A 24,927-nucleotide genomic window follows, 5' to 3' on the forward strand; every position below is an offset into this window, starting at 1 on the left:
AGAGTTATAATTCAATAAAAAGTAAAAATAGATTAATAAAAAAAAGGGCGCTTAATAACACAGGCCCACCATAAACCTGCTCTTCACGTTAAAAAGCAACCCTTTTTACACCATACATCACCACTTTATTTTAAAAAAAAAGCGTAGCTGTTTTATAAACAGCTAATAATATTTTATACATAACTTATATTTAAAGGTTCGTGTCATATTCGTATGATATGAAACTATTTTTCAAATTCTAATAAAGAAGATAATTGGAAGTTAAGGGATTTGCATATAATTAAAAAAAATGATATTTTGTGTAATAAAATATAGAAAGAAATAAAAAAAGTAAAAAATGTAAAAAAATGAAAATGAAAAACTGAAAGAAATAAAAAAAGTAAAAAACTAATCATTCATCTTTAGTAAATCCGTACACTTCTGTTTCAAAGGTTTTAGCAACTTCTGGCATTAAGCTTGCAATGTCAAGCTGTTGTGGGCATTCCTTCATGCATGCTTCACAGCCAGTGCAGTCAGAAGCAATACCTACCCCTTCCAAACAGGAATAGTTCCTATACGCATTACCAACTGCAGTGAATTCACCAACCTTTAAACCTTGAATCTTCTCGTTGTTATACAAGTCAAACAATTTAGGAATCATGATATTTGAAGGACAAGAACTAATGCAGTAATTACACTTAGTACAAGGGATTGCAATGTTACTGTTAATAATTTCAGTAACGTCCTCAATGATCTTATGCTCTTCCTCATTAAGTGGCTTGTAGTCATCCATGAAACCGATGTTTTCTTCCATTTGCTCCAAGCTGCTTGCACCAGACAATACCATGAACACACCATCGATTCCTGCTACATAACGCAATGCCCAAGAAACTGGAGATTCATCAGGATTATACTCTTTCAACTTTTTCTCTGCTTCTTCAGGAAGATCTGCCAAGAATCCGCCTTTCAATGGTTCCATAACAATTATTGGCAAACCATACTTATGAGCAACTTCAACACATTTTCTGGATTCCACACCATCATTTTCCCAATCAAGGTAATTGATCTGCAATTGGACAAATTCCATTTCAGGATGTTCCTTCAATATATTGTCCAGGAATTCTGCATTTGCATGAGTGGAAAGACCTAACTTCTTGATTTTGCCTTCATCTTTCATCTTTTTACAGAAACCAAAGGTGTCAACATATTTCCATCCCGCTTCAGAAAAGCTGCTTACATTATGAATCATATAATAATCAAAGTAATCTACACCGCAACGTTCCAATTGTTCCTTGAAAATCGGTTCCACTTGAGACTCTTCAGTGATTAAGAAAGTCGGCATCTTGTCTGCAATTACAAATGAGTCTCTTGGATAACGTTCGACAACCGCTTTTCTTAAAGCGACTTCGCTTGCTCCATCATGATAAGCATAAGCGGTATCAAAGTAATTGAAACCATTTTCCATATAAACGTCAGCCATCTTCTTAACTTGTTCAAAATCTACACTTGAGAAATCATTTTCATCAAGCTGCGGCAATCTCATCATTCCAAATCCCATATTCTTCATATTTAATCTCCTAATGCACAATAATTAATTAAATAATTTATAAATTAGTTTAATAGTTTTATTAAATAACAAAATTCTTTTAAAAATCATTAATCTTTATACAACATCTGTTTATTGTATTCCTTTTCCAATTCCAATTGTCTGATTTTCCTATCGTATTGAGCAGCCTCTTCCTCTTTAAATTCAATCAAGCCACTGATAAGAATATCAATCTTCTTTTGACAATCTCTCATTGCCTTTTCCTTTTGAATCTTCAAGGATTCAATTTCATTGTCTATTTCCAAAAGTCTCAATTCACTCATGGGGTAATAGCTAAATCCTAAAGCTTCATCAAGGGCATGGTCCAAAAGATCCTGCAATTTCAATCCCTTTGATTTGGCAAGGTCTTTTTTCTGCTTATTTATCTTCACACTAGTTGTCTCATTAAAACAACCCATAATTATCACCTAAAGATAATGCTAAAATCATTATATTTCAAAAATACTTCAATAATATGAATATAATATATAATCTAAAATTTTATATATATAAAATTAATGTTAAAGGACAATATATATAATTCTTAAAAAATGATTTAAGGATAAGATAATCTTAAAAACAATAAAAATTAAATATTTACTCAAAAGAGAAAAACAATTTAAAGTAATAAAACAATAAAATAAATATTGAAAATTCGATACGAAAAAACCATCTATTTAAATAAAATAACGATTGATAAAACTTAAAGCACACACAACAAATAGTAAAATTATCAATGATAAAACTAATTTAATAAAAGATACTATGTTAACACTAAAAATTCCAGTGCAGAATATAGAGGCGACAAGGCAAATTGTGCTAAATCATAAGATTATTGACTTTGACTATAAGATTAAAGTCGAAAATGGTTTCGGATATATTCCCATTAAAGAAGGGACAGATGAAGATGTGCTTTCAAAAGTGATGGAAGAGTGCAAGGAAGAAATCATTAAGCAAAATGAGAATTATACAATTGAAATCATGGATTTAAGCCAAGATGATAACCTCGAAACTGTAAAGAGATTTCCAAGAAGCATAACAGAACTTCTTAAAGACAAATTAAGTGAAGAGGAAATTGAAGAGCTTAAAAAATCCTTTGACATCATTGGAGATGTTGTCATTGTAGAGATTCCAGAAGACCTTGAAGCCCATAAAAAGGAAATAGGTCAAGCAACCCTTCAATTCACTAAACGAAAAACAGTTTACATGAAAAAAAGTGCTGTTAAAGGTGTTACAAGAGTTAGGGAACTTGAACTTATCGCTGGAGAGGACAATCCTATCACAATCCATAAGGAACATGGCACAAGATTGAAATTAGATGTCAAAAACGTTTACTTCTCACCAAGACTTGCTACTGAAAGGAAAAGAGTTCAAGAAGCAACAAATGAGGGAGAAGAGATTCTTGACATGTTTGCAGGAATCGGTCCGTTTCCAATTGTAATAGCTCATGAAAAGAATGTGAATATCACTGCAGTGGACATTAATGAATATGCAATCAAATACTTAAATGAGAATATCAAGTTAAACAAGTTAGCTCCTAATGCCCATATAACTGCAATTTGCGGTGATACAAATGAAGTTGCATTAAATGAATTGAAAGGCAAAAAATTCGATAGGCTTATCATGAATCTTCCAGGATTAGCACCGGAATTCCTTGATTTAGCTGTTTCATTATGCAAGGATGGTGGAGTAATTCACTACTACGAATTTTCAGACGGATTTTCACAAGGAATAGAAAGAGCACAAATAGCTTGTGAGAAGCAAAATAAAGAAGTTGAGATACTCAATACACGTAAAGTTAAATCTTCAAGCCCTGGAATGTGGCATGTAGCTATTGATTGTAAAGTAACAGAAAAAAAAATAAAAAAAGATTAAAAAAAATAATTAAAAAAATTATTTAAATAAAAAAATATTATTTTTGAGGAACTACAGTATAAAACACCAAATCCTCATCACCAACATTTATTATGGAGTGAGTGGATCCCTTTGGACAAACATGACAAGTTCCAGCTTTTAAAATCTCTTCAAAATCATCACATATTGCAATCCCTTCACCAGATTATATCATCATTTGTTTCCTGAAGATGATGCCCAATTGATGATTTAGGTGGAATAACAGTTTTAATAAATCTTCCACAATCATTCACATCCATTTTTGCAATTATCTTTCCTTCCCCACCATTCATATTTGGAATTGTGATTTCTGAAAGTTCATTAAAATCAATTAACATTTCATCACCAATTTAAAGAATATTAGAAAAGATCCTTAAAGTCCTTTTCTAAATTGTTTAAATCAATTACTCCTTTTTCTGTAATGATTCCAGTGATTAAGTCTTTAGGAACTATATCAAAAGCAGGGTTGATTACTTCAGTTCCTTCTGGACAGATTCTTGCTCCACCATAGTAAATCACTTCATTTGGATCTCTTTCTTCAATAACTGTATCAAAGATGGAAATCTCCTTATCAAAGGTACTGAAAGGAGCGGCTATATAAAATGGAATGTCAAATCTTTTAGCTGCAAGAGCGACCATAAATGAACCAATCTTGTTTGCAATACCGTCATAAGCCACTCTGTCTGCACCGATTACAACCTTATCAATCTTTCCTATTGACATGAGATATCCGCTTGCCACATCTGGAATAAGTTTTACAGGAATTCCTTCCTGTTGCATTTCCCAAACGCTTAAGCTTGCACCTTGTCCTCTTGGACGGGTTTCATCACAGATGACTTGAATATCCTTTCCTTGATTGAATGCAGAACGGAAAACACCTAATGCAGTACCATAATCTACACAGGCAAGTGCTCCTGCATTACAATGGGTTAAGACTGTATCTCCATCATCAATAAGCTCAGCCCCATATTCACCAATAGCTAAGTTAGTGTTTATGTCTTCTCCAGCCATTGCCATTGCTTCATTAAGCATATTGTCAGCCTTCATGACCCTGTCAACTGCCCACATAAGATTGACTGCAGTAGGTCTTGCATTTTTCATCTCTACAGCAACCTTTTCCATGTCTTCACCTGCAATCTGAGCAAGAGCCATACCGAAAGCAGCTGAAACACCTATTGCAGGAGCTCCACGAACAACCATGGTCTTGATTGCATCTATAACTTCCTGATAAGTGCAGCAATAGACATAAGTCAATTCATCCGGCAATTTGGTTTGATCTATAAGCTTTAATTTGTTGTCTTCCCATTCTAAAGTTCTCATAATAATCACATGAAAAATATTAATAATAAAAATAATCGATTAATGAAATAAAAATTGTTAAAATACAATAAAATATTGGTCTTTTTAAAATAAATAGATTATTATAAAAAGTTTCATAGAAGAAATAGTTAAAAAACTTAAAAAATAAGTAAAAAAAATAAAATTAGTAAAAAAATTTAATTAGTTAAAAAAGAAATAGGGAATACAATAATCCCATTAAAATAAATATAATCGCTTAGAAGTGAGACTGAGGGGCATTTCCTAAGTGATGATCTTCATGTTTCTTACCAGGAATTCCATAAGCGTCTGCTCTACATTGAGTGCATGCTCTGAAAACTGGAAGATACTCTTCAACATCACTACGTGCCTTTTCAATCTCTCCACATCCCGGTCTTGGATAATCAGCCATCTTGTTTAATGGAATGAGTGGGAGAACATTCACTAAGTCTGCACCGCATTCTTTTACTGTTTTAGCGATTTCCACAATATGCTCATCATTCAATCCAGGAATAAGAACAATGTTGACTTTTACAACTACACCGAGATCAGTGATTTTCTTGATTCCTTCCAATTGGTTTCTAGAGAGAATTTCAGCTGCTTCAAGTCCTTTGTATGCTTTGCCTTCATAGACGATGAATCCATTGATTTCCTTTAGGATTTCAGGATCCACTGCATTCACTGTAACAGTTACTGTATTTACGCCAAGCTCTGCAATTCTTTCAGCATATTTTGGAAGCAAAAGACCATTTGTACTCATACATTTGATTAAATCCGGCTTAACCTCATTGATTTTTTCAAAGAACTCAAATGTAGCCTCGTTAGCTAATGAATCTCCAGGACCTGCAACACCTACAACAGTGATTGCACTGTCTTTAGTTACATTCAATACATGTTCCACTGCAGCATCTGCATCCATAATGGAACCTGCAACTCCTGGTCTGTCCTCTTCAGTATTAATTGATCTTATACAGAAATTACATCCAATATTACATTTAGGAGCGATTGGTACGTGAACTCTTCCTACCTTATCATGCAATTTTTCATTATAGCATGGATGCACTTTTGTAATGTGTGCAAATTTTGCACCTTTATGACTTCCTCCACAAGTTAAATCTTTTTTAGTCATAGTATTACCTCAACACAATATTTTAATTATTATAATCATTTTAATTAATTTATTCTTTAATTAACTTATCATTAAATTAATAGTCATTCAATTAACTTAATTTTTTCTCCAATTTTAATTTAATCCCACTACAATTTACAAAATTTATTCATTATATTCATTCATTTACGCTTAAACTTATAACTATTGTTATTAACAATATAGTATTTAAAGCTTCCTATTTGTTTCTAACATATACGAACAAACTATTGAAAATTACGAACCGTTTTAAAAAATTAATGAAAAATTGGACAAAAAATTAAAACAACCCTATAAAAAATGAAAATTTAATGATTTAAAAAAATAAATGGATTAAATCTAAAAAGATTTAATCAATCATATGAATTAAATTTAATCCCATGTCTTAGGAGTGTTCAATTCAACAATATATCCTTCAGCCTTTTCAACCCATTCATCCTTAATGAGCTCATCAGTAGCTATAACAGAAACGATATCATCACGGGAAATGTCCTTCATTATCTTGAATCCTTCAGGAACTATTCTGAATATTGCATCATAGATTCTTCGCTTAAGGTTCTCATGAGGGTCATCCACTACCAAATCAGACACTTCATGCTCTCCTTTCATGTGAATGACATATCTGCTTGGCTGATGGACATTTTCTCTACCATTAGTATTCCAAAGGGTTTTTAAGATGTTTGGAAGATAATTTTCATCATCTATCAAGACAACTGTTGTATCATCTTCCGCTTCATAATTTACTTTAGCGACTTCCTTTAAGGTAATGTGCTTGGAAGTCTTTCTCATCTTTATAGCAATGATGAAGCATACCTCATCCGGATTGACATAAGCGCGCATGTCATCAATGGAAGGAGGTAAGACCAAATCCTGCAAGATTTGTCTGATGATCATATCGTAGACTTTTGCTCCTTCAGGGTCATTTGATTCAATATACATATAATCACTCTACTTAAAATAATAAATAAAAATGAAAAGGGGATAAAAATATTTTAAAATTTAAATCCAATCACAAATTATTTATTCATGCCTATTTCCCATACCAGATACAAGCAATGCTGCACCTACTGCACCAATATGCTGTGAGTATTCTGGCACGATAACTTCAATTCCACCTAAAGTTTCACTTACCGCTTCAACAAGTCCTGAAATCAAACTGGTTCCACCTACTTGGATTAAAGGTTCACGAATGTCAATTTCCTGCAATTGCTGTTCATAAACTTGTTCAGATACGGAGTGACATGCAGCAGCTGCTACATCTGCCTTAGATCCTCCAGCAGCAAGAGTGGTAACCAAGTCTTGAATACCGAATACAATACAGTAGGAGTTAAGCATAGCTTTTCTCCAGTCCCCTTGCACTGCAAGTGGACCAAGCTCTGTAATGTCCACATCCAATCTTCTTGAAGTCATGTCCAAGAATCTACCAGATGCACCTGCACAGATACCACCCATGGTGAAGTTGTCCGGAATACCATTGTTTACGGTAATTACCTTGTTGTCCATACCACCGATATCGAGTACGGTAGCTTCACCTTTTTGACAATCAGCCAAGTATACTGCACCTTTTGCGTTTACAGACAATTCCTCTTGGATAAGTTCAGCTCCAAATTCCTGACCCATAGTGAATCTACCGTAACCGGTAGTTCCTATACCATCAACATCATCCCATTTGTAGCCAGTTCCTTCAAATGCCTCTGCAGCTGCAGTTTGAGCAGATGCAATGATGTCTTTTGTGGAAGTCCAACCGGTTCCGATAACCTTGTTGTTTTCCATAAGAACAGCTTTTGTAGTTGTTGAACCTGAGTCAAGTCCAAGGGTAAGTCCTTCTTGCTTTTCACGTGCAAGAATGCTTCTACGTGTAACAGTGGTGGCCAATGCTTCCATACGGATGAATAATTCATCTGCTTTTGTCCTTTCAGTGAAGGAATATGTTACTACCGGAATACGTGTATTGTTCTGGATGAAACGTCTTACTTCGTTTCTGACCAATGCACCTTCTGCACATCTGAAACAGGTAGCAATGAATACTGCATCAGGCTTGCACTTTCCTTCTACAATAGACATGGCTCTTGCAATCATAAGCTTTAAGCTTGAACTTTGAGCAGAGAAACCGAATTTTTCATAAGCTTCATTTATGTAATCCAAATCAATTTCAGGAAGAATAATTTCAGCTCCAAATTTTAAAGCTGCCTTTTCGATTTCCTTTTGGATACCACTGTATTCAGTACCACAGGAAACCAATGCAATCTGTACCATATTATTTTCCTCCTTTATTTGCAATAGGTTCACCTAAAACATCACTTTCTCCTTCCAAGTCTCCCCCGCCTCCAGGCAAGGAATCAAGGAATTCCATGATTTGATTTACCATTAGTCTTGTTCCATCCTCATCATCAGGGTATGTGACTTCCAAGACAGGTATGTCTTTTTTACGTAAACAGAAAATTGATAATTCGTTTGTTCTTGCACATCCTACACAACCAAAACCAAATGGAGCTCCATCAACAATGATTGCTGCTTCTGCTGCATCTATAAGAGGTCCAATAATGGACATTCTTCCTCTGACCCCTGAAGGCACTTCAATAGCTGCATATTTCAATCCATTAATCGGATCTTCTTCTGTAATGTTCATTGGAGGAGAATCAATCTCCGGATCTTTAATCTTTTGTCTTATTTGTTTTTGAAGAGCTAAAGGAGTGTGGCCTTTTCTCTCAATCAAGTCAGCTAGAACCAATGAATTTGGTGGATAAATAGCTACTTTTACCATAATATCATCCTCTTAATATAATCAAGAAAACTTTTTGCAAACAATCCCATTTAAAAAGTTTTCTTATTGTTTATCATCCTCTTTTTTATTTTCTTCTTCTTGTAAAATCTCTTTGAAGTAATCAACAGAAACAGGTTCCTTTTTCTCAATTACAACTTCCTTAGGATTCTTTAAAGCTTCTCCAACATAATCAAGAATCTTAAATTCCTTTTCCATTTGGTGGAAACCTTCTCTTGGTCCGTATCTGTGACCTCTGCATCTTCTTGGGTCACCAGGAGCAAAACCTCTTTCCTTTGTAAAAATTCCATAAGGGTCTAATTTACGGAGTTCACGAATAGCTTCTCTCACATATTCATCTTTTCCACTAATCATAGCCCCATAACAAGTCCATTTGATTGTAATAGGCAAATTCAACATATGGAGGAAGTTCACTACCTCACTTTCACTTACATTTGCCTTTGAACTTAAAATGATCATCCTTGTTGAAACTTCTGGATCCATATCCTCTTTACCTAAATCTGGAGTTATACATAAATTTGCAGGCATAATCATTCCTCCTATTCCTCATCCTCGTATACTTCATGAATATAAAGAGTGCTTCCATCTTTAAGCTTGTTCAAGCCTTCAATGTTTCCAACAACTTCACCGACAACGTTTGTAGCTGAGAAAGGCTCACCGGTAGGTCCGAAATCAGTGGTGTCAATGGTTCTTATACCGACAAGTCCCACATTCTTCTTGGACATGTTTGTTACACCTATCTCTCCAGCTTTCATAAGGTCAGTTGGATTGTTTTCAGGAATAAGTCCCTTGGATTCATCGTTATCACCATTGAACATGAACATGTTCATGTCAGGCACTGCAAAGTAAACCTTCAATGTTCCAACTGGCTTTTCTGCAAGACCAGTGATTTTCTCAAGATACCATCTGGTTCTTGGAGCCTTATCGGTTAACTTGACTTTCAAGAGCTCATCGCTTGCAAGACCAAAGGTAATCACTTCACCAGCTTCTATGATGCCAACAGTGCTTTCAGGCTCTTGGGTCACGACAATTGCATCATCATCCTCATTGCCAGTTCTTACATGAGTGATGCCTAAAGATGCGAGTTTTTCTTCCGCCTCTTTTTGAGTCATCATCATAAGCATGATTCTGTCAGGGTTGCTTCTTACAGTGATGAAATCCCCTTCTTTAGCTATGTCAAACAATTCCATACCTTGCTTGACGGTAGCTAAATTGGTGTGGGTTTCAGCTCTTACTCTGTCTTCTCTATAAATATAAACTCTACCTTTACCGAATCCATCATTTCTCAAGGTAACTGTTCCTCTTTTACGTTCAGTGATCTCTTCCTTCTCCTTAGTTAAACCAGTCAATTCATAGAACCCTACAAATGAGTTGGATTCGAAGCTGACTTCTATCTTGTCATTCCTAATGAGTGAAAACAAGTGTTCAACAGATTTAGGGGAATTGAAGTTAGGTTCAAAAAGAACATAGGTGAACAATTGATTTCCTTCCTCCAAGACTTCATCCAAGTTTGAACCGCCAGTGCTCTCTCTAACTGTACTGCGCTCAATTACAGGTTCAATAGCTAGGATTTCATCATCATCAGTAAGGGAGAACAAAGTTTTTCTTCCACCTATAACCCTTGCAAAGACTCCACGGTCACTGTATTTTGGAACACCGTAAACGTTCTTGTGGTCATCCTTGACAAAGATTATATGAGTGGCATCATTTGAAAATCCAGATAAGCTAATCAGGACCTCATTGTCGAAATATGCAAATTCGTCATGTGAAGGTTCAAAATTAGAGCTTACAGGACCTATAGCCACTTCATTAGATGTTTCCCAACGAACATTATTAGAGATAAACTGAGAATAGTTTTCCTTGAAGAAATCAGTTAAAGGTTGTGATTTTTCAGAAACTTCCAATTCAATGAGAATACTTCCCTTAGGTGTTTTGATCTTATATTTAAGGATATTGCTTTGTATTTCGCTTTCTCCCTTGATAAGACAAACGATACTTCCTTTCTTGTAAGGAGCATTTGAGATTTCAATTGCATCCTTGATGGTAGAACCTTCAGGAATATCCACATCTTCTCCATTAATTTTAATTAGCATAGGCTTGCCTCTTTTTTCAATAAATAATAATTATTATCTAATGTTAAAATTTTAACAATATTATAAAATAAGATAAATTCAATAAGTAAAAAATTAAAAAAAATATCCCTATTTTATAAATTAAATATATGTATATTTTTAATAATATAAAACAGTTTTTAAATAAATTTAGAATAATAAAAATAGTACAATAAATATTAAAAATCCTATTTAAAAAATGGAATAAAAAAAGAGAAAAATAATAAAAAATTTTTAAAAAAAATAGAAAAAAGTAAATTCTATCTATTCATAGAATTTACCTAAGAAATCTTTCATTCTTTGGTTGTCTGATGAGAATACCTCTTCAGGTGATCCCTGCTCTACAATGACTCCACCATCCATGAAAATGATGGTATCAGACACATTACGAGCGAAGTTCATCTCGTGGGTAACAATTACCATTGTCATATGCTCTGCAGCCAAATCCTTGATTACCTGCAAAATCTCACCAGTAAGCTCAGGGTCAAGTGCAGAAGTAGGTTCATCAAAGAACAGAATGTCCGGATTCATACAAAGTGCCCTTGCAATGGATACCCTTTGCTGCTGTCCACCAGAGAGCTCAGAAGGATATGCATCTTCCTTATCTTCAAGACCCATCTTTTTAAGCAAGTCTCTTGCATGAGCGTAAACTTCTTCTTTATCTCTTTTTTGAACCCTTATAGGTGCATTTGCAATATTCTTCATTACAGAATGATGTGGGAACAGATTGAAATTCTGGAACACCAAACCGAAGGTTCCATCAAAATTGATCTCTCCGCTGTCTTCAGTTTCCAAATCTGTAATGCATCTGAGCAATGTAGACTTACCAGATCCAGATGGCCCAATAATGGATAACACTTCTCCCTTTTCAACATTAAAAGAGATATCCTTTAATACTACATTGTCACCAAAACTTTTCTTTAGATTTTTAACTTCCAATAAACTCATGATATCTCTCCCTATGTATCATAATAATCCAATCTCTTTTCAAAGCGTTCCATTATAAATGCCACTAATGCATTGAATACATAATAGAAAACACCTGCAATCAGCAATGCTGAGATGGATGCTTCAGCAGCTGCAATCTGTTTTGCAACTGTGAACATTTCTGGAATTGCAAGAACGAATGAAAGAGAAGTGTCTTTTACCAATGTAATGACCTCATTTGTAATTGAAGGAAGCACAATCTTGATTACTTGTGGCAGGATAATGATAAAGAATGTCTCTAATCTATTATAACCCAATACTTGTGCAGCTTCATACTGACCATTTGGAATGGATTCGATTCCTCCACGGAAGATTTCTGCAAAGTATGCTGCATAGTTAATGGTAAATGCAATGATAACTGCAATCATCCTGAAATCTCTTGAGAGACTCATTCCGAAAATATAGTATGGTCCAAAGAACACCACAATCAATTGCAGCATCAATGGAGTACCTCTCATAATTGAAATATATGCTTTCATAAACCATTGCAATGGCTTAAAGCTACTCATTCTTCCTGCAGCTACAGCTAAACCAAGAGGAATTGAAAATAACAATGTAAGCAAGAATATTTCTATGGAGGTTCCCATACCCCATAATAATTCTTCTAAAATTTTACTCAATAACATTTAAATTCTCCAAACATAAAAAAATAAATTTAAAATTAATCGTTTAACAAATAATCATTAATTAATTAAGTCATATTGCTTAAATCAAATTAATTATTTTTAATTAAATAAATTTAAATAAATTATTCAAAACATCATTGTAAATCAAATAATTTATTTAAATTTAAAAAATAGGAAAAATAATAAAAAAAGTTTATACATAACGAATTATGCATAAACTAAGAATATATCACTTATTTTTGAATAAGAGAACCTGGAACACCAAATTCATCGTATTTTTGTGCGATTTTTGCAACGGTTCCGTCTTCAAACATTTCGTCTAAAGTAGCTTGGATTTGGTCTCTTAATTCTTCATTACCTTTTTTGAAACCTACACCATATTGTTCAGAAGAGATTTCTTCATCTAATATTTTGTATTGGTCACTGCCTTTTTGGCTGATTTGGTATTGAGCTACACCAATATCGATTGCAACTGCGTCACAAGCACCGGATTCTAAGTCCATGAATGCAGTGTTATAATCAGCAATTTGAGTTAAGGAATCAAAGGTGTCTGCTAAAGGTTTTTGATCTCCTTCAAGAGCTGCTAATGCAGAGGAATCTTTTTGGGTTTCTACGATTTTACCTTTTAAGTCATCTAAATCGTCGATACCGGAATCAGTTTTTACAACAATAACTTGTTTGTTGTCAATGTATGGTTCAGACCAGGTGTAATCGTTTTCTCTACCGTTGATGGTAAATCCGTTCCAAATACAGTCGATTGAACCAGAGTCTAATTCACTGTCTTTAGCGTCCCAGTCTATTGGTTGTTTTACTAAAGTCCAGTTATTTCTGTCACAAACTTCTTGAGCTAAGTCTAAGTCAAATCCAACATATTCCCCACTGTCATCTTTGTATCCGTATGGAGGGAATTCTGCGTCGAAACCAACAACTAAAGTGCTGTCATCGTTATCAGTAGCTGCTTGATCGCCACCTAAAAAATCAAAGAAACCTGCGCTGGAAGCACCGATTAATAAGAAGACTAATAATGCAGCCCCTAATATAATTCCTATTTTTTTATTCATATTTACACCAAATATTTTTAATTTATAATATATTATAAATTAGATAAATAAAAAAATCTAATCTACATAATTATTTAAGAAAATCATATTATATAAAATAGTGTCATTTAATCAAAAAAATATTAAAAATAGAGTCAAAAATGCAAGTTATGACTAATAAAAGCAAAAAATAATAAATAATGTTTAAGTTTTATTAAATTAGAAAATGAATAATTTTTAATAAAAATTATAAAACAATATGATAAAATTTTTTAATAAAAATAGAAATTATAGTAAAAATCTGTTTCATATAATAAAAACAAAAGAAAATGTTTGGAAAAATGAAAATTTTAAAGGGCAATGAATCAAATAAAAAGAAAATAAAGAATAATTACGTTATTATAAGCAAAATAAATAACAATTAATTAAAATAATGAAAAAGTTAAAAAAATAGGATTAAAAAAAATATTAGAAAAAATTAAAAAAAATAGGATTAAAAAAATATTAGAAAAAATTAAAAAAAATTTGAAATTGAAAAAATTAATTTATTCATTCATTTTCAATACAGGATTCTTTTCCTGAGAGAATAAAACTGCTCTTTCATCGCCATGTTCCAAATAAAGAACTTTCTCTTCTATCACATCACCAACAACAGCAACTTCAAATGAATATGGAGTTAAAGTATCAATGATCTCTTGGCAGTTTTCCTCTTTGGCAGTCAATACAAAAGCTGCTCCAGGATAAGCCCTTAACCAATCTTCCCAAGAGACATCAGGATTTCTTGGAATCAAATCAAGGTTAACGCAAGCACCTACACCAGATGCCTCAAGAAGCATCTCTAAAGTGCCTAATGTTCCCGGATTACTGATATCCTTTCCAGCTGTAGGAAGATGCGCTTCTGCAATTTCCTGCATGACCTTTATTTGATCTTGAACCAACTTGTCATCCTTTTCATAGGTAGTGTCCCAATTTAAAGCAAATTGGGGATGTTGCCTTCCATCAGTATCAATAGCTATAAGGACCTTATCACCAACACTCGCACCTGCAGAAGTTATCAATGAATCCTTCTTAGCAATCCCTGCAATAGCCACATCCAATGAATTGAATTCGGAATCAGGGTGAAGGTGTCCACCAACCATAGGGACATTGAACTTCTTGCATCCATCCACAATTCCTTGAAGAAGATCATCATAAATCTCATCATCGAAAATGGACATTGTATTCACCATAGCTATTGGCTTTCCACCCATAGCAGCAATATCATTAACATTTACAAGCACTGAACAATAACCTGCCCAATAAGGATTTACACTCATCAATTGGCCCCAAATCCCATCTGCTGCAAGCAATATAACCTTATTGTTTCCAATGTCAATAGCTGAAGCATCATCTCCAAAATCAAGAAGGACTTCGCCGGAGATATTATAAACTTCACCTAAGGTTTTTGTAACTTTCTCAATGAAATTCTTACGGCTGACTCCTACAAATTCCTGAAGTGATTTAACAAGTTCTTCAAAATCCATCATTACACCTTTAATAATAAAAATAATTTAAAATAATTGAATTGAAATAATAATTGAATTTAAATAATAATTGAATTAAATGATAATTAAATTAAATAATAAAATAATTTTAAGAAAAATATTTAATAAATTAAATCAAAAAGTTAATCCTGTTTGTTTTCATCCTCTGACTGTTCAATAGACTCTCCAAATTCCTCTTCAATATATTCAGCCCATCCATCAGCCTCATCTGCATCTTCATCAACAGACACTTCATCAACAGGCTCTTCTGGAGAAACCTCATTTATATTTTCATCTAAATAAACCTCTTCAACAGGAACATCTTCATAAATGACTTCCTCATCATGATCAACATAGATCTCCTCAACTAAAGGCTCATCGGCAGTTTCTTCAAATGGAACTTCATCATAATAAATGGCATCCTCTTCATCAGGATAGGCCTCATCATCAAGATAAATCTCTTCATCGAAATAGACTTCTTCGTATTCACCAGACCCATGTTCAACTAACAGTTCTTCAAGTTGAGCATCTGAAAGTTCCTCAAAATCATCATCAGTATATTCCTCTTCAAGTGGAGAATCATAATTTTCATCCAAATAAACTTCTTCCCCTTCCTCAAAGGACTCATATTCAAATCCATCAATAAACTCATCCAGATTTTCCACAAGCTCAGGATTCTCATCAACAACCTCATGATAAGAATCAATTACATTATAATCGCAATCCTTCTCTACGAAACTTGGAACGATATCCTTTACCTTCTCAATCACAAGCCCCTTGAAGACATTGAATATTGCATTTTTAAACTCTTCTACAGAATTGGCTTCCTCATCAAAAGGCATTTCAAAAGTGTCCTTTGACATGAATATTTCCTCATTGATGTATTGGCCGACAATATCATCAAAACCGGAAGCGACTTCAATGAATATTGATTTTTCATTGACAAAACCGTTTTCAACAACCTTATCCAAATCTCCATCAATGATACCAATGATTGGGATATTGAATCTGTACAAAATGTCAGAAGCGACCAATGAAGTGTCATCACCAATTGTAACAACCAAGTCAAAGTCCTTGAATTTATAAATGTCATAAGCGGCATGATCCACATAAGCCACTTTAAATGAATACTCATCCTCAGAAATTTCACCGGAATAAAGATTTCTTTCAGTATCCTTTACATAAATATCATTATGAGACAATATCCTCGGATTAACGTCCTCAGATTTTCTTAGCAATCCTGTTTTCACAATAATCCTTTCCAAATCAACTGGCCCTAATTTTTCCAGACCATGATATTTTATGGTACCGTTGATAATGTCTACAATCATTCCATCACGTGCAATCAGGACAATTGAATCTGCATTGGAATATCCAACAACAATTCCATTAATGAAGATATTCTCATCAGGGCTTACACCATGAATCTTACGGTAAGTGTAATGGCTGGTTTCATAATCATCATAGGATTGCAATAAGTTTTCAATGGATTTTTCATCTTCGCTTTCCTGATTGTTTGAGAAATAGTCTGAAACAACTTCTTCAGGTGTGACTTCAATTAAATCCAAAGCTGCCTTTAAGCCATCAAACAATTCTTCAAAGCTAAATGAAAGAGATTCAAGCATGTTCTTATCGCCTAAGCCTAAACGTGCCCTTTTGCTCTTTTTGCTTTTAGCCAATTGTTCGTTTAAAACCACATTCCAGCTGATGATTGCACCATCTTCCTCCCCAGGTCTTTCTATCTGAATAACCGGAATGCTTGATTCATACAATGGCTTATGATTGGTAGCCAAGAAATCCTCATTGGAAATCTGTTTGAAATAATGAGTAAACACTTTATACCCAAAAACACGTCCAGTTTCAGGGGATTTTCCATAATTCAATAGGAAAATGACATCAGCATGTTCCCTGTTGAACAACTCCAATGATTGACTAGGCAATAATTTTAATGATATGTCAATGACATCCTCCAATCCAGCATCAATAACTGCTGTTCTGCCCATTGTTCCTCCTAAACGACAACTGACATTACCAAAATTAGATAGGATATCAATAATCTTTTCGGCCCATCCGGAATCAACTATTCCTGGACCATGTACTACAACACCAATTTCCATATTCACACCAAATACAGTTTAATAGGTTTTTATTCTTCTTTTAAAAACTTTAGACCCGCATATTTCACAATCATCGAAAGGATAATCTGCATCAAACTCCTTCTTGCATCCTTCACATGTTTTAACCCAATTGTATATTCCCTTTATCCCTTCAGTAATTATGCTGCCATATGGAATATCAATGATTTTCAAAACATTCTGCATTGAATAATCATCGGTTAAAACCTTAATGTTTTCATTCTCTTCCTTCAAGTCTAAAGCTAGAGCCAATAACTTTTTATCCGCTTCGGATAAACGCAAGTCATCTCCAGATTTGGAGATTATTTCATTCAATTCTTTAATAAACTCTTCTTTTGGCTCTTTTATTATTATTTTTCCTTCTTCAATAGCTTGATCTAACAATATCTTGGATTTCAAGTCCTTAACTTCATCAGTTATCTCAGAAACAGTGAAGTTAAATTGGCTTTTTGGTTCAAAGCCATTGATAAATGCAGATGCATCCAAGATATAAAATAAATCATTCATGATAAATATATTTATATTTTATATAAATAAACTTAATGATACTAATTTATGAAACTTTAACCTATGAAACTGCAATATGGACATTGAAGTTTAATGAAAAATTCAATAAATTATAAAAAATATTTTATATGAAATTAATAAAAATTAATATGAAATATATCAATTTAAAAAAAACTAAGGAATTTTATTAAAAATAATTAAACGGAAGTAATCTTATGAAAAGCGAAACTATGGAATTGCATAAAAAGAAAGCACCAATAAAAGTATCCTGTGGTGTAATCACTCTCAGTGATAGATTTTCCAATGACAAGGAAGGGGAAGAAAAGGACTTATCTGGAAAATACTTAAAAGAGGAATTGGCTAAAAAATATGACGTTGATGCTTACGCAATTATTCCTGATGAAATGGACACCTTAAGAAACACTATTGAGGAAATGATTGATAACGGAATAGAAGTTATCATTACAACTGGTGGAACAGGACTTGAATCAAGGGACATCACCATTGAAACAATAGAACCTCTCTTTGAAAAGGAAATCAAGGGATTTGGAGAAATATTCAGAGCCATTTCCTATGAGGAATTAGGAGCAGGATCACTATTGTCAAGAGCAACTGCAGGAATCTATAGAAAAACCATGATATTTGCAATGCCTGGCTCTCCAAATGCAGTGAAGACTGGTCTTGGAATCATAATTGATGAACTAGGTCACTTGAAAAAGCATGCCACAAAATAAGATTTAAATATTTAATAATTTTTTAAAAAAAAAAGTTGAAAATAAGTTTAAATAATATTTTTTTAAAATAAGTAAAAAATTAGTTTCCAAAAGAAATAGATTATCTATTTCTTAATGGAATCACTATTAAAAACAATAAAGACAATAATAAGACACCAATAGGATTTCCAGCTTTAGGGCTTAAATCTGAGCTATTTTGAGAACCTCCAGCAGAATTTGATGCCATTTCACCATTCATGCCCTTTGCACTTGAAATATCGAATCCAGCAGATAATGCTGTAAATTCTCCATCAAATTCCCCATCGAATTCTTCTTCAAATGATTCATCTTCATCATCCAAATCTTCATCAGAATCATCATCATTATCTTCATCGCCTAAATCATCATCCGAATCATCCTCACCATCATTATCTTCATCGTCTAAATCATCATCATTGTCATCGTCATCGCCATCATCATCAAGGTCAAAATCGTCTTCATTATCTTCATCGAAATCATCGCCATCAGAAAGAAGACCATCATCAGTTCCTGCACAAACAGAACCAATGGCTACGATTAGAACTATCAATGTAACAACCATTAAATTAATTATCTTCATATTGACACCAGAATAAGTTTTACTAATTTCAATTATATCTCTATCAATTTTAGAATATATACTTAATTAGATTAACATATGAAGATTAAAAAGATAAAAAAGAAATGAAAATGATTGAAAAAGAATGAAATAAAAAATAAAATAAAAAAATAAAAAAATAGATTAAAATCTATAATGAAAAAACAATCATTATTTAAAATTAATTATTCAAAAAATTCGCTTACGGAAATTAATGGTTCAAGAGTGATTCCTTCATTTGCAAAGGTCTCCATTGCACCTTCTTCCCTGTCAACAACAACAAATGCTTTTTTAACTACTCCACCATTATCAAGTATTGCATTTATTGCTTTTAATAAAGATCCGCCAGTAGTGGTAACATCTTCAACAAGGATTACATTGTCACCCTCAATCAAATTTCCTTCAATCAATTTTGAAGTTCCGTAACCTTTTTTCTCTTTTCTAATCATTAAGAGAGGTTTTCCTGATTCAAGTGAAACAGCAGTTGCTATAGGAACAGCACCTAATGCAGGGCCTGCAATCTTATCAATGTCATCATCAATCTCCTCATTGATTAATTTAGCTATTGTTGACAATATTTCCGGTTCGGTAATGGCTCTTTTCATATTGACATAATAATTGCTTTTCTTACCGGAAGCAAGAGTGAAATCACCTTCTTCAAATACCTTATTTTCCTTTAATATTTCAATCAAATACTCTTTTGTAACCATTGTACTCACAACTATGTAAAAATGACTTATAATTGACTTTTCAAATCTTCAATTTCATCTTCCATTTGAGCGAGGTCTTCATCAAAAACATCTTTCAAAATAATCTTGTCCCCAATTTTATTAATCATATCGAAAGGAATGACCAATTCACTTTTACTGATGTTTAAAGATTCTTGAATTCCTCCTTTAGATACGATAATGGATTCTATGGCATTATCATCAAGGTCAACGTCAACATCAACAACTTTTCCCATACTAATTATGTCATTGCCTAAAACCTCTTTACCGACTAATTCCTTAACTATTCTCATAAAAACTCTCTCCGAAAATAAGTTCGATAATTATTCTAATTGAAAAATTTCTTATTATAAACAATATTCTTTTTATTTAAATCAATTAATAAATATTTTGAAAAATTAAATGAAAACAAGCTAAAAACAAGAACAAATGATAAAAAATATAAAATTCATCTAAAAATAGTAAAAAAAGTAAAATCAATGCAAATAAAAACTATAAATAAAATAAAAAAGAGAATAAAATAAAAAAGAATGAAAAATAAAAAAATAAAAAAAGAATAAAAATAAGGATTAAATTAATCCTCACTATTCCATTTTAATGCGCCATACACAACACAAATAAGTGTAATTAAAATTATTAAAACATATGCTCCCCAAATCCAAGGATCTTCAATTCCTAAAACCATCATAATATCACCTATTCTTTAGAAATCCCCTCAAAGGATTTGTTAAGGACTTTTTCATCAATTGGTTGTGTAAGCAAACTTACTACAATGGTAAATATTGCTGAAACAGGTATAGCAAAAATCATTACATCAATTGTATACCAAGGCATGGTATTGATTAACATGTCTACACCGAATATGAGTTTACAAATACCGAGACCTGTTGCAGTTTTCTTAAATACAAATACAAGCAAGAATAAACTTGTTAATGTACCGGATAAAAGTCCTGCAATTGCACCTTGTTTAGTGGTACGTTTCCAGAATAAAGCTGCACAATAAACCGGCAAGAATGCAGCAGCACATAATCCCATGAACAATGAAGTACCGAGTGCTACAATACTGCCTGGCAATGCTAAACCTATTACCAATGAAAGAATAACTGCTATCAAAATGCCTGCTTGGCTAACTGAAATAAATCCAATTTTACTTTCTTCTACAGCAGCACCGCTTTTGTTAATTTCCTCTGCAGTATATTCGTCAGAGCCACCTCTGTTTCTGATTGCATCAACAATATCGTGACCTAATGCAGTTCCTTGAGTGTGATACTGTGAACTTAAAGTGGACATGGCTGCCGCAAGCAATGACAATAGGAAAATGTATACAAACCATTCAGGAAGTGCTGTTGAAATGAATGTTGGAATGATTGAATCCATGTTTCCTCCAACATAATCAATTGCAATCTGTCCGAAATTCTGATAGAAGTATACATTGGATAAGGAACCTACAATATAAGCAGTACAAGTCATTACAGCAATGAAGATAGCACCGATTAAAAGTGATCTGTGTAACTCTTTGTTGGATTTTACAGTCATGAATCTTACTGCAAGCTGTGGTTGAGCCAATGCACCGATACCTACACCCATAATGGTTGTAGTTACAAGAGACCACCAGAATGGACTTCCAAGTGTTGGGAAACTTGTCCAACCTGTACCACCTTCTGCGATAGCATCAGGAGGATAAAGAGGAGCCATATTGGTTAATGCGGTATTCGCTTCAGTAACACCACCTAATACCCAGTAAATGAATACAAGTAAGATTATCATACCGACAAACATGATTGTTCCTTGCAATGCATCGGTATACATAACACCTTTCAATCCACCAAACAATACGTAAGCACAGATAACAACTGCAAGCACTAAAAGCGCTAAATTAAAGTCAAGCATTAAAGAACTTTCCATAAATCTTGCTGCACCAATAAGAACCACTGCCGCATAAATCGGCATAGCACAGAAGATTAAAATTCCACTAAAGTACTGTATGAATTTACTATTGAATCTACGGCCTAAAAACTCTGGGAATGTGAGAGATCCAAGATTTTTACCCATTCTACGAGTTCTTTTACCAAAGAATACGAATGCGATGAAAACACCTACGAAGATGTTCAAGAATACAAGCCATAGTATACCCATACCATACTTACCTGCAACTCCTCCAAAACCGACAATAGCTGCAGTGGAAATAAAAGTAGCCCCATAACTCAATGCCATGATATATGGGTGAGTTTCCCTACCTGCAATCATAAAGTCTTCAGAGGAATTAGTTCTCTTCCAAGCAAGGTATCCTACATACCCTACCATAATGAAATAGACTATAAAAACTATTCCTAATAAAAAATAATTCATTCAAAAACCTCTAAATAAAGATTAATATTAAAAAAATAATTTAATAATAATTACACATTAATTTTTAATGAATATTATATATAAATGTTTTTTAAAACTGTAAATAATACTTTAAAAACTTTTTTGAACTTAATTAAGTTAATAAATTGCCAAAATATGACTAATGGAAAAATAAAAACTAAAATGTGTAGAAATGAACAAAAAATATACATTTAAAACCTCTAAAAGACTTTTTAAAATAGTAACTATATTAATGATTAAAAATAAAATAAGTAATGTTATTAAATTATAAGTTTATGAACTATTTTATAAAAAATTTTAAATTTATAATATTAACTAAATTATTACTCAAAAGACATATTGAATCATTGGAGAAATTATATGATTTGGAATGAAAATGCAGAATGTATGGGAAGGGAAGAGAAAGAAGAAATGCAGCTTGCCCTATTCCAACAACAAGTAAAGAGAGTTTATGAAAATGTACCCTTCTACAAGAAAAAGTTTGATGAAGCGGGATTCCATCCGGAGGACTTGAAAACTCTTGATGACATTAGCAAAATACCATTTACCACCAAAGCAGATTTAAGGGAAGCTTACCCATTCGGCTTATTTGCGGTGCCAGATGATGAGATCATAGAAATCCACAGTACTTCTGGAACCACTGGAACCCCTGTTGTATCCGGATACACACAAAAGGACATTGACATTTGGGGAGAATGTACTGCAAGAGCTATTGCTATGGCTGGAGGAGACAAAAACTCAAAAATCCAAAATTCATACGGATACGGATTATTTACAGGAGGTTTTGGAATCGACCACGGTGCAAAGGCAATGGGTGCAACTGTTATACCAATGTCTTCAGGAAACACTGCAAGACAATTGAAGATTATGGAAGACTTCCAAAGCGATATCCTAACATGCACTCCTTCCTATGCAATGTATTTAGCAGAATCCCTTGAAAAAGAAGGATTCAATGCAGAAAGCATCAGTTTGCATGCAGGAATTTTCGGAGCTGAGATGTGGACTGAAGAAATGAGACATAGCTTAGAGGAAAAACTTGGAATTACTGCACATAACATTTACGGATTAACTGAATTGATGGGACCGGGAGTATCTACAGAATGTGAATACCAAACAGGATTACATATACAAGAAGATCATTTCTATCCAGAAATCATCGACTCCGAAACTGGAGAAACCCTTGAAGATGGGCAAAAAGGGGAATTGGTCTTAACCAACCTTACAAGAGAAGGAATGCCAGTTATCAGATTCAGAACAAAAGACATCACTGCACTTAGAAGAGATAAATGTCCTTGTGGAAGAACCACTGTTAGAATGGACAGAATCACTGGTAGAAGCGACGACATGTTAAAGATCAAGGGAGTAATGGTTTACCCATCTCAAATCGAAGCTGCCATCTTGCAAATCGAAGGATTAACTGCAAACTATCAAATTCATGTTTCCAGACCAAAAACACTTGATGAAATTGAAGTGAAAGTGGAAACTTCTCCAGAATTGTTCTCTGATGAAATGAAGAAGATTGAAGAATTTGAAAGAAGAATTGCTAAGAAAATCCAAAGTGCAATTGGAATTAGTGTAGATGTAACTTTAGTAGAACCTGAATCCTTACCAAGAAGTGAAGGAAAAGCTATTAGAGTGATTGATGAGAGGAACTTTGATTAAATGAACTTTAATAAATATATTTTATATCAATTATTAAGAAAGTGATAATATGAGTGTAAAACAACTTTCCGTATTTCTTGAAAACAAAGAAGGAAAATTAAAAAAAGCTGTTAATGCAATGTCACAGGCAGGAGTGAACATTAGAGCTCTTTCCATTGCAGACAGTTCCAAATATGGAATTTTAAGATTAATCGTTTCAGACAATGAAGTGGCAATCAAAGCTTTAAAAGAAGAAAAATTCACAGTCAAAGAAACTGATGTAATTGTTGTAGGGGTTAAAGACGAACCTAACGGCCTTAACACCATGCTTGAAATCCTTGAAAAGGAAAGCATAAATGTTGAATACCTATATGCATTCGTAAGCTCTAAAACAGATGAAGCTATTGTTGTCGTTAAAATCGAAAACTATGAAGACGGTGTAAAAGCATTGAAAGATGCAGATGCCAACCTATTATCCAAAGAAGATTTAGCCGAATTGTAAATCTTCTTATTTTCTCTTTTTTTAAAACTTTACTTTTTTAATTTTGCTATTTTCAGATTTTTTTTTATTATTTGTTTTTTATTTGCATATCTTTATCCTTTAATTGTTTTTTCTTGATTAATTTAAAAAAATTAATAATATGAAAATAAGATAAAAATAGCCTAATAAAATAAAAATAAGAAAAAAACAAACAAATAAAATAAAAATAAGAAAAAAACAAACAAATAAAATAAAAATAAGAAAAAAACAAACAAATAAAATAAAAATAAGAAAAAATATAAAAGAAAAAATATAACTAAAAAGGACAAAATAAGAAAAAAACAAACAAATAAAATAAAAATAAGAAAAAATATAACTAAAAAGGACAAAATAAGTAAAAATAGTTTAATAGAAAAATAAAAAAATATTCTATTAATAAAAAATTAAAATTCTTTAAGCAATTCAACGATTTCCTCTCTGCCATATCCTAATTTAACAAGAATAGCTTTGAGACTGTCAGAATCATCCCATTTAACTTCTTTCCATGCTTTAAAATCGTTTCTGATAATTGCATTGATTACTAATTGCATAGTAATGAAGTCATCACTTTCAACTACCATTAAAGCATCTTTTTTATTGAACTTTCCATCCGGATCCACTAAATCGTATTTACCGGTTTCTGAATCTAATTTCATTATTGCACTGTCAATTTTAAAAGGCATTTT

Annotated in this window: 27 protein-coding genes; 4 read left to right on the top strand and 23 right to left on the bottom strand. The window is 33.0% G+C overall.

The features are described 5' to 3' along the window. Positions 1–391: 391 nt before the first annotated feature. Both QZU90_RS07810 and QZU90_RS07815 read right to left on the bottom strand, forming a co-directional pair. Positions 392–1,546, bottom strand: coding sequence for an aldo/keto reductase (locus QZU90_RS07810; RefSeq protein WP_296856525.1), 1,155 nt, complete (start codon positions 1,544–1,546; stop codon positions 392–394). 89 nt (positions 1,547–1,635) lie between these two features. Beyond that, on the bottom strand, positions 1,636–1,983 hold the full coding sequence (locus tag QZU90_RS07815; RefSeq protein ID WP_295605611.1) for a hypothetical protein: 348 nt from the start codon (positions 1,981–1,983) through the stop codon (positions 1,636–1,638). Between the two features lie 346 nt (positions 1,984–2,329). On the opposite strand from QZU90_RS07815, the gene QZU90_RS07820 reads away from it, so the two are divergent. Further along, complete coding sequence (locus tag QZU90_RS07820) at positions 2,330–3,439, top strand: class I SAM-dependent methyltransferase family protein (RefSeq protein WP_296856527.1); 1,110 nt, start codon at positions 2,330–2,332, stop codon at positions 3,437–3,439. Positions 3,440–3,476: 37 nt separating this feature from the next. Here QZU90_RS07820 and QZU90_RS09655 read toward each other — a convergent pair whose 3' ends face one another. From QZU90_RS09655 to QZU90_RS07890, 15 genes are all read right to left on the bottom strand, one after another. Beyond that, the gene (locus QZU90_RS09655; protein ID WP_363142484.1) at positions 3,477–3,611 is read right to left on the bottom strand and encodes a hypothetical protein; all 135 of its coding nucleotides are present in this window, start codon (positions 3,609–3,611) and stop codon (positions 3,477–3,479) included. Positions 3,612–3,615: 4 nt separating this feature from the next. After that, complete coding sequence (locus tag QZU90_RS07825) at positions 3,616–3,795, bottom strand: hypothetical protein (RefSeq protein ID WP_296856529.1); 180 nt, start codon at positions 3,793–3,795, stop codon at positions 3,616–3,618. 22 nt (positions 3,796–3,817) lie between these two features. Then, positions 3,818–4,777 carry an S-methyl-5-thioribose-1-phosphate isomerase gene (mtnA, locus tag QZU90_RS07830; protein ID WP_296856531.1) on the bottom strand — a complete coding sequence of 320 codons (960 nt, stop codon included), beginning with the start codon at positions 4,775–4,777 and terminating at the stop codon, positions 3,818–3,820. Positions 4,778–5,012: 235 nt separating this feature from the next. Continuing rightward, on the bottom strand, positions 5,013–5,903 hold the full coding sequence (locus tag QZU90_RS07835; RefSeq protein WP_296856533.1) for a radical SAM protein: 891 nt from the start codon (positions 5,901–5,903) through the stop codon (positions 5,013–5,015). A 390-nt stretch (positions 5,904–6,293) separates the two neighbouring features. After that, complete coding sequence (locus tag QZU90_RS07840) at positions 6,294–6,860, bottom strand: methanogenesis marker 17 protein (protein ID WP_295605603.1); 567 nt, start codon at positions 6,858–6,860, stop codon at positions 6,294–6,296. Between the two features lie 81 nt (positions 6,861–6,941). Continuing rightward, positions 6,942–8,177 (bottom strand): methanogenesis marker 15 protein, encoded by a 1,236-nt coding sequence (locus QZU90_RS07845; protein ID WP_292787888.1) that lies wholly within the window; start codon positions 8,175–8,177, stop codon positions 6,942–6,944. 1 nt (position 8,178) lies between these two features. Beyond that, positions 8,179–8,685, bottom strand: a complete 507-nt coding sequence (locus tag QZU90_RS07850; RefSeq protein WP_295605600.1) for a methanogenesis marker 5 protein — start codon at positions 8,683–8,685, stop codon at positions 8,179–8,181. Between the two features lie 63 nt (positions 8,686–8,748). Beyond that, on the bottom strand, positions 8,749–9,231 hold the full coding sequence (locus QZU90_RS07855; protein WP_295605598.1) for a methanogenesis marker 6 protein: 483 nt from the start codon (positions 9,229–9,231) through the stop codon (positions 8,749–8,751). Positions 9,232–9,242: 11 nt separating this feature from the next. Continuing rightward, positions 9,243–10,796: a methanogenesis marker 3 protein gene (locus tag QZU90_RS07860; RefSeq protein WP_296856536.1), complete on the bottom strand. Its 1,554-nt coding sequence runs from the start codon at positions 10,794–10,796 to the stop codon at positions 9,243–9,245. A 282-nt stretch (positions 10,797–11,078) separates the two neighbouring features. Then, a complete protein-coding gene (locus tag QZU90_RS07865) occupies positions 11,079–11,762 on the bottom strand; it encodes an amino acid ABC transporter ATP-binding protein (protein ID WP_295605594.1) in 684 nt (227 codons plus the stop codon). 11 nt (positions 11,763–11,773) lie between these two features. Then, positions 11,774–12,427 (bottom strand): amino acid ABC transporter permease, encoded by a 654-nt coding sequence (locus QZU90_RS07870; protein ID WP_295605593.1) that lies wholly within the window; start codon positions 12,425–12,427, stop codon positions 11,774–11,776. 233 nt (positions 12,428–12,660) lie between these two features. Then, positions 12,661–13,488 (bottom strand): amino acid ABC transporter substrate-binding protein, encoded by an 828-nt coding sequence (locus QZU90_RS07875; RefSeq protein WP_296856538.1) that lies wholly within the window; start codon positions 13,486–13,488, stop codon positions 12,661–12,663. A gap of 524 nt (positions 13,489–14,012) precedes the next feature. Further along, positions 14,013–15,008 carry a methanogenesis marker 2 protein gene (locus QZU90_RS07880; protein WP_295605640.1) on the bottom strand — a complete coding sequence of 332 codons (996 nt, stop codon included), beginning with the start codon at positions 15,006–15,008 and terminating at the stop codon, positions 14,013–14,015. 125 nt (positions 15,009–15,133) lie between these two features. Further along, positions 15,134–17,107: a DUF2117 domain-containing protein gene (locus tag QZU90_RS09680; protein WP_394349899.1), complete on the bottom strand. Its 1,974-nt coding sequence runs from the start codon at positions 17,105–17,107 to the stop codon at positions 15,134–15,136. Between the two features lie 18 nt (positions 17,108–17,125). Continuing rightward, positions 17,126–17,632 (bottom strand): ribonuclease VapC, encoded by a 507-nt coding sequence (locus QZU90_RS07890; protein WP_295605589.1) that lies wholly within the window; start codon positions 17,630–17,632, stop codon positions 17,126–17,128. A gap of 215 nt (positions 17,633–17,847) precedes the next feature. Here QZU90_RS07890 and QZU90_RS07895 point away from each other — a divergent pair, with 215 nt between their 5' ends. Continuing rightward, positions 17,848–18,366, top strand: a complete 519-nt coding sequence (locus tag QZU90_RS07895; protein WP_295605587.1) for a molybdenum cofactor biosynthesis protein B — start codon at positions 17,848–17,850, stop codon at positions 18,364–18,366. 100 nt (positions 18,367–18,466) lie between these two features. Here the strand turns inward: QZU90_RS07895 and QZU90_RS07900 are convergent, their stop codons facing one another. From QZU90_RS07900 to QZU90_RS07915, 5 genes are all read right to left on the bottom strand, one after another. Next, entirely contained in the window at positions 18,467–18,964 is a 498-nt protein-coding gene (locus QZU90_RS07900) for a hypothetical protein (RefSeq protein ID WP_295605585.1), read from the bottom strand. 203 nt (positions 18,965–19,167) lie between these two features. Beyond that, positions 19,168–19,692, bottom strand: a complete 525-nt coding sequence (gene pyrE / locus QZU90_RS07905) for an orotate phosphoribosyltransferase (protein ID WP_295605583.1) — start codon at positions 19,690–19,692, stop codon at positions 19,168–19,170. 26 nt (positions 19,693–19,718) lie between these two features. Continuing rightward, the gene (locus QZU90_RS07910; RefSeq protein WP_295605581.1) at positions 19,719–20,003 is read right to left on the bottom strand and encodes a PRC-barrel domain-containing protein; all 285 of its coding nucleotides are present in this window, start codon (positions 20,001–20,003) and stop codon (positions 19,719–19,721) included. Between the two features lie 281 nt (positions 20,004–20,284). Further along, positions 20,285–20,398, bottom strand: a complete 114-nt coding sequence (locus tag QZU90_RS09660) for a symporter small accessory protein (RefSeq protein WP_363142481.1) — start codon at positions 20,396–20,398, stop codon at positions 20,285–20,287. Positions 20,399–20,406: 8 nt separating this feature from the next. Continuing rightward, positions 20,407–22,059 (bottom strand): sodium:solute symporter, encoded by a 1,653-nt coding sequence (locus QZU90_RS07915; RefSeq protein WP_296856541.1) that lies wholly within the window; start codon positions 22,057–22,059, stop codon positions 20,407–20,409. A gap of 381 nt (positions 22,060–22,440) precedes the next feature. Between QZU90_RS07915 and QZU90_RS07920 the strand changes: the two genes are divergently transcribed. Beyond that, a complete protein-coding gene (locus tag QZU90_RS07920) occupies positions 22,441–23,742 on the top strand; it encodes a phenylacetate--CoA ligase family protein (RefSeq protein WP_296856543.1) in 1,302 nt (433 codons plus the stop codon). 49 nt (positions 23,743–23,791) lie between these two features. Further along, positions 23,792–24,223: an acetolactate synthase gene (locus QZU90_RS07925; RefSeq protein ID WP_295605574.1), complete on the top strand. Its 432-nt coding sequence runs from the start codon at positions 23,792–23,794 to the stop codon at positions 24,221–24,223. 422 nt (positions 24,224–24,645) lie between these two features. Here QZU90_RS07925 and QZU90_RS07930 read toward each other — a convergent pair whose 3' ends face one another. Beyond that, the gene (locus tag QZU90_RS07930) at positions 24,646–24,924 is read right to left on the bottom strand and encodes a hypothetical protein (protein WP_295605572.1); all 279 of its coding nucleotides are present in this window, start codon (positions 24,922–24,924) and stop codon (positions 24,646–24,648) included. Between the last annotated feature and the right edge of the window lie 3 nt (positions 24,925–24,927).

The organism is uncultured Methanobrevibacter sp. (assembly GCF_902784195.1).
Lineage (GTDB): Archaea > Methanobacteriota > Methanobacteria > Methanobacteriales > Methanobacteriaceae > Methanobrevibacter.

Bases quoted from the DNA above. Each gene is read 5' to 3' on its own strand.
- QZU90_RS07810 (WP_296856525.1), bottom strand. From the start codon at position 1,546: ATGAAGAATATGGGATTTGGAATGATGAGATTGCCGCAGCTTGATGAA.
- QZU90_RS07815 (WP_295605611.1), bottom strand. From the start codon at position 1,983: ATGGGTTGTTTTAATGAGACAACTAGTGTGAAGATAAATAAGCAGAAA.
- QZU90_RS07820 (WP_296856527.1), top strand. From the start codon at position 2,330: ATGTTAACACTAAAAATTCCAGTGCAGAATATAGAGGCGACAAGGCAA.
- QZU90_RS07825 (WP_296856529.1), bottom strand. From the start codon at position 3,795: ATGTTAATTGATTTTAATGAACTTTCAGAAATCACAATTCCAAATATG.
- mtnA (WP_296856531.1), bottom strand. From the start codon at position 4,777: ATGAGAACTTTAGAATGGGAAGACAACAAATTAAAGCTTATAGATCAA.
- QZU90_RS07835 (WP_296856533.1), bottom strand. From the start codon at position 5,903: ATGACTAAAAAAGATTTAACTTGTGGAGGAAGTCATAAAGGTGCAAAA.
- QZU90_RS07840 (WP_295605603.1), bottom strand. From the start codon at position 6,860: ATGTATATTGAATCAAATGACCCTGAAGGAGCAAAAGTCTACGATATG.
- QZU90_RS07845 (WP_292787888.1), bottom strand. From the start codon at position 8,177: ATGGTACAGATTGCATTGGTTTCCTGTGGTACTGAATACAGTGGTATC.
- QZU90_RS07850 (WP_295605600.1), bottom strand. From the start codon at position 8,685: ATGGTAAAAGTAGCTATTTATCCACCAAATTCATTGGTTCTAGCTGAC.
- QZU90_RS07855 (WP_295605598.1), bottom strand. From the start codon at position 9,231: ATGCCTGCAAATTTATGTATAACTCCAGATTTAGGTAAAGAGGATATG.
- QZU90_RS07860 (WP_296856536.1), bottom strand. From the start codon at position 10,796: ATGCTAATTAAAATTAATGGAGAAGATGTGGATATTCCTGAAGGTTCT.
- QZU90_RS07865 (WP_295605594.1), bottom strand. From the start codon at position 11,762: ATGAGTTTATTGGAAGTTAAAAATCTAAAGAAAAGTTTTGGTGACAAT.
- QZU90_RS07870 (WP_295605593.1), bottom strand. From the start codon at position 12,427: ATGTTATTGAGTAAAATTTTAGAAGAATTATTATGGGGTATGGGAACC.
- QZU90_RS07875 (WP_296856538.1), bottom strand. From the start codon at position 13,488: ATGAATAAAAAAATAGGAATTATATTAGGGGCTGCATTATTAGTCTTC.
- QZU90_RS09680 (WP_394349899.1), bottom strand. From the start codon at position 17,107: ATGGAAATTGGTGTTGTAGTACATGGTCCAGGAATAGTTGATTCCGGA.
- QZU90_RS07890 (WP_295605589.1), bottom strand. From the start codon at position 17,632: ATGAATGATTTATTTTATATCTTGGATGCATCTGCATTTATCAATGGC.
- QZU90_RS07895 (WP_295605587.1), top strand. From the start codon at position 17,848: ATGAAAAGCGAAACTATGGAATTGCATAAAAAGAAAGCACCAATAAAA.
- QZU90_RS07900 (WP_295605585.1), bottom strand. From the start codon at position 18,964: ATGAAGATAATTAATTTAATGGTTGTTACATTGATAGTTCTAATCGTA.
- pyrE (WP_295605583.1), bottom strand. From the start codon at position 19,692: ATGGTTACAAAAGAGTATTTGATTGAAATATTAAAGGAAAATAAGGTA.
- QZU90_RS07910 (WP_295605581.1), bottom strand. From the start codon at position 20,003: ATGAGAATAGTTAAGGAATTAGTCGGTAAAGAGGTTTTAGGCAATGAC.
- QZU90_RS09660 (WP_363142481.1), bottom strand. From the start codon at position 20,398: ATGATGGTTTTAGGAATTGAAGATCCTTGGATTTGGGGAGCATATGTT.
- QZU90_RS07915 (WP_296856541.1), bottom strand. From the start codon at position 22,059: ATGAATTATTTTTTATTAGGAATAGTTTTTATAGTCTATTTCATTATG.
- QZU90_RS07920 (WP_296856543.1), top strand. From the start codon at position 22,441: ATGATTTGGAATGAAAATGCAGAATGTATGGGAAGGGAAGAGAAAGAA.
- QZU90_RS07925 (WP_295605574.1), top strand. From the start codon at position 23,792: ATGAGTGTAAAACAACTTTCCGTATTTCTTGAAAACAAAGAAGGAAAA.
- QZU90_RS07930 (WP_295605572.1), bottom strand. From the start codon at position 24,924: ATGCCTTTTAAAATTGACAGTGCAATAATGAAATTAGATTCAGAAACC.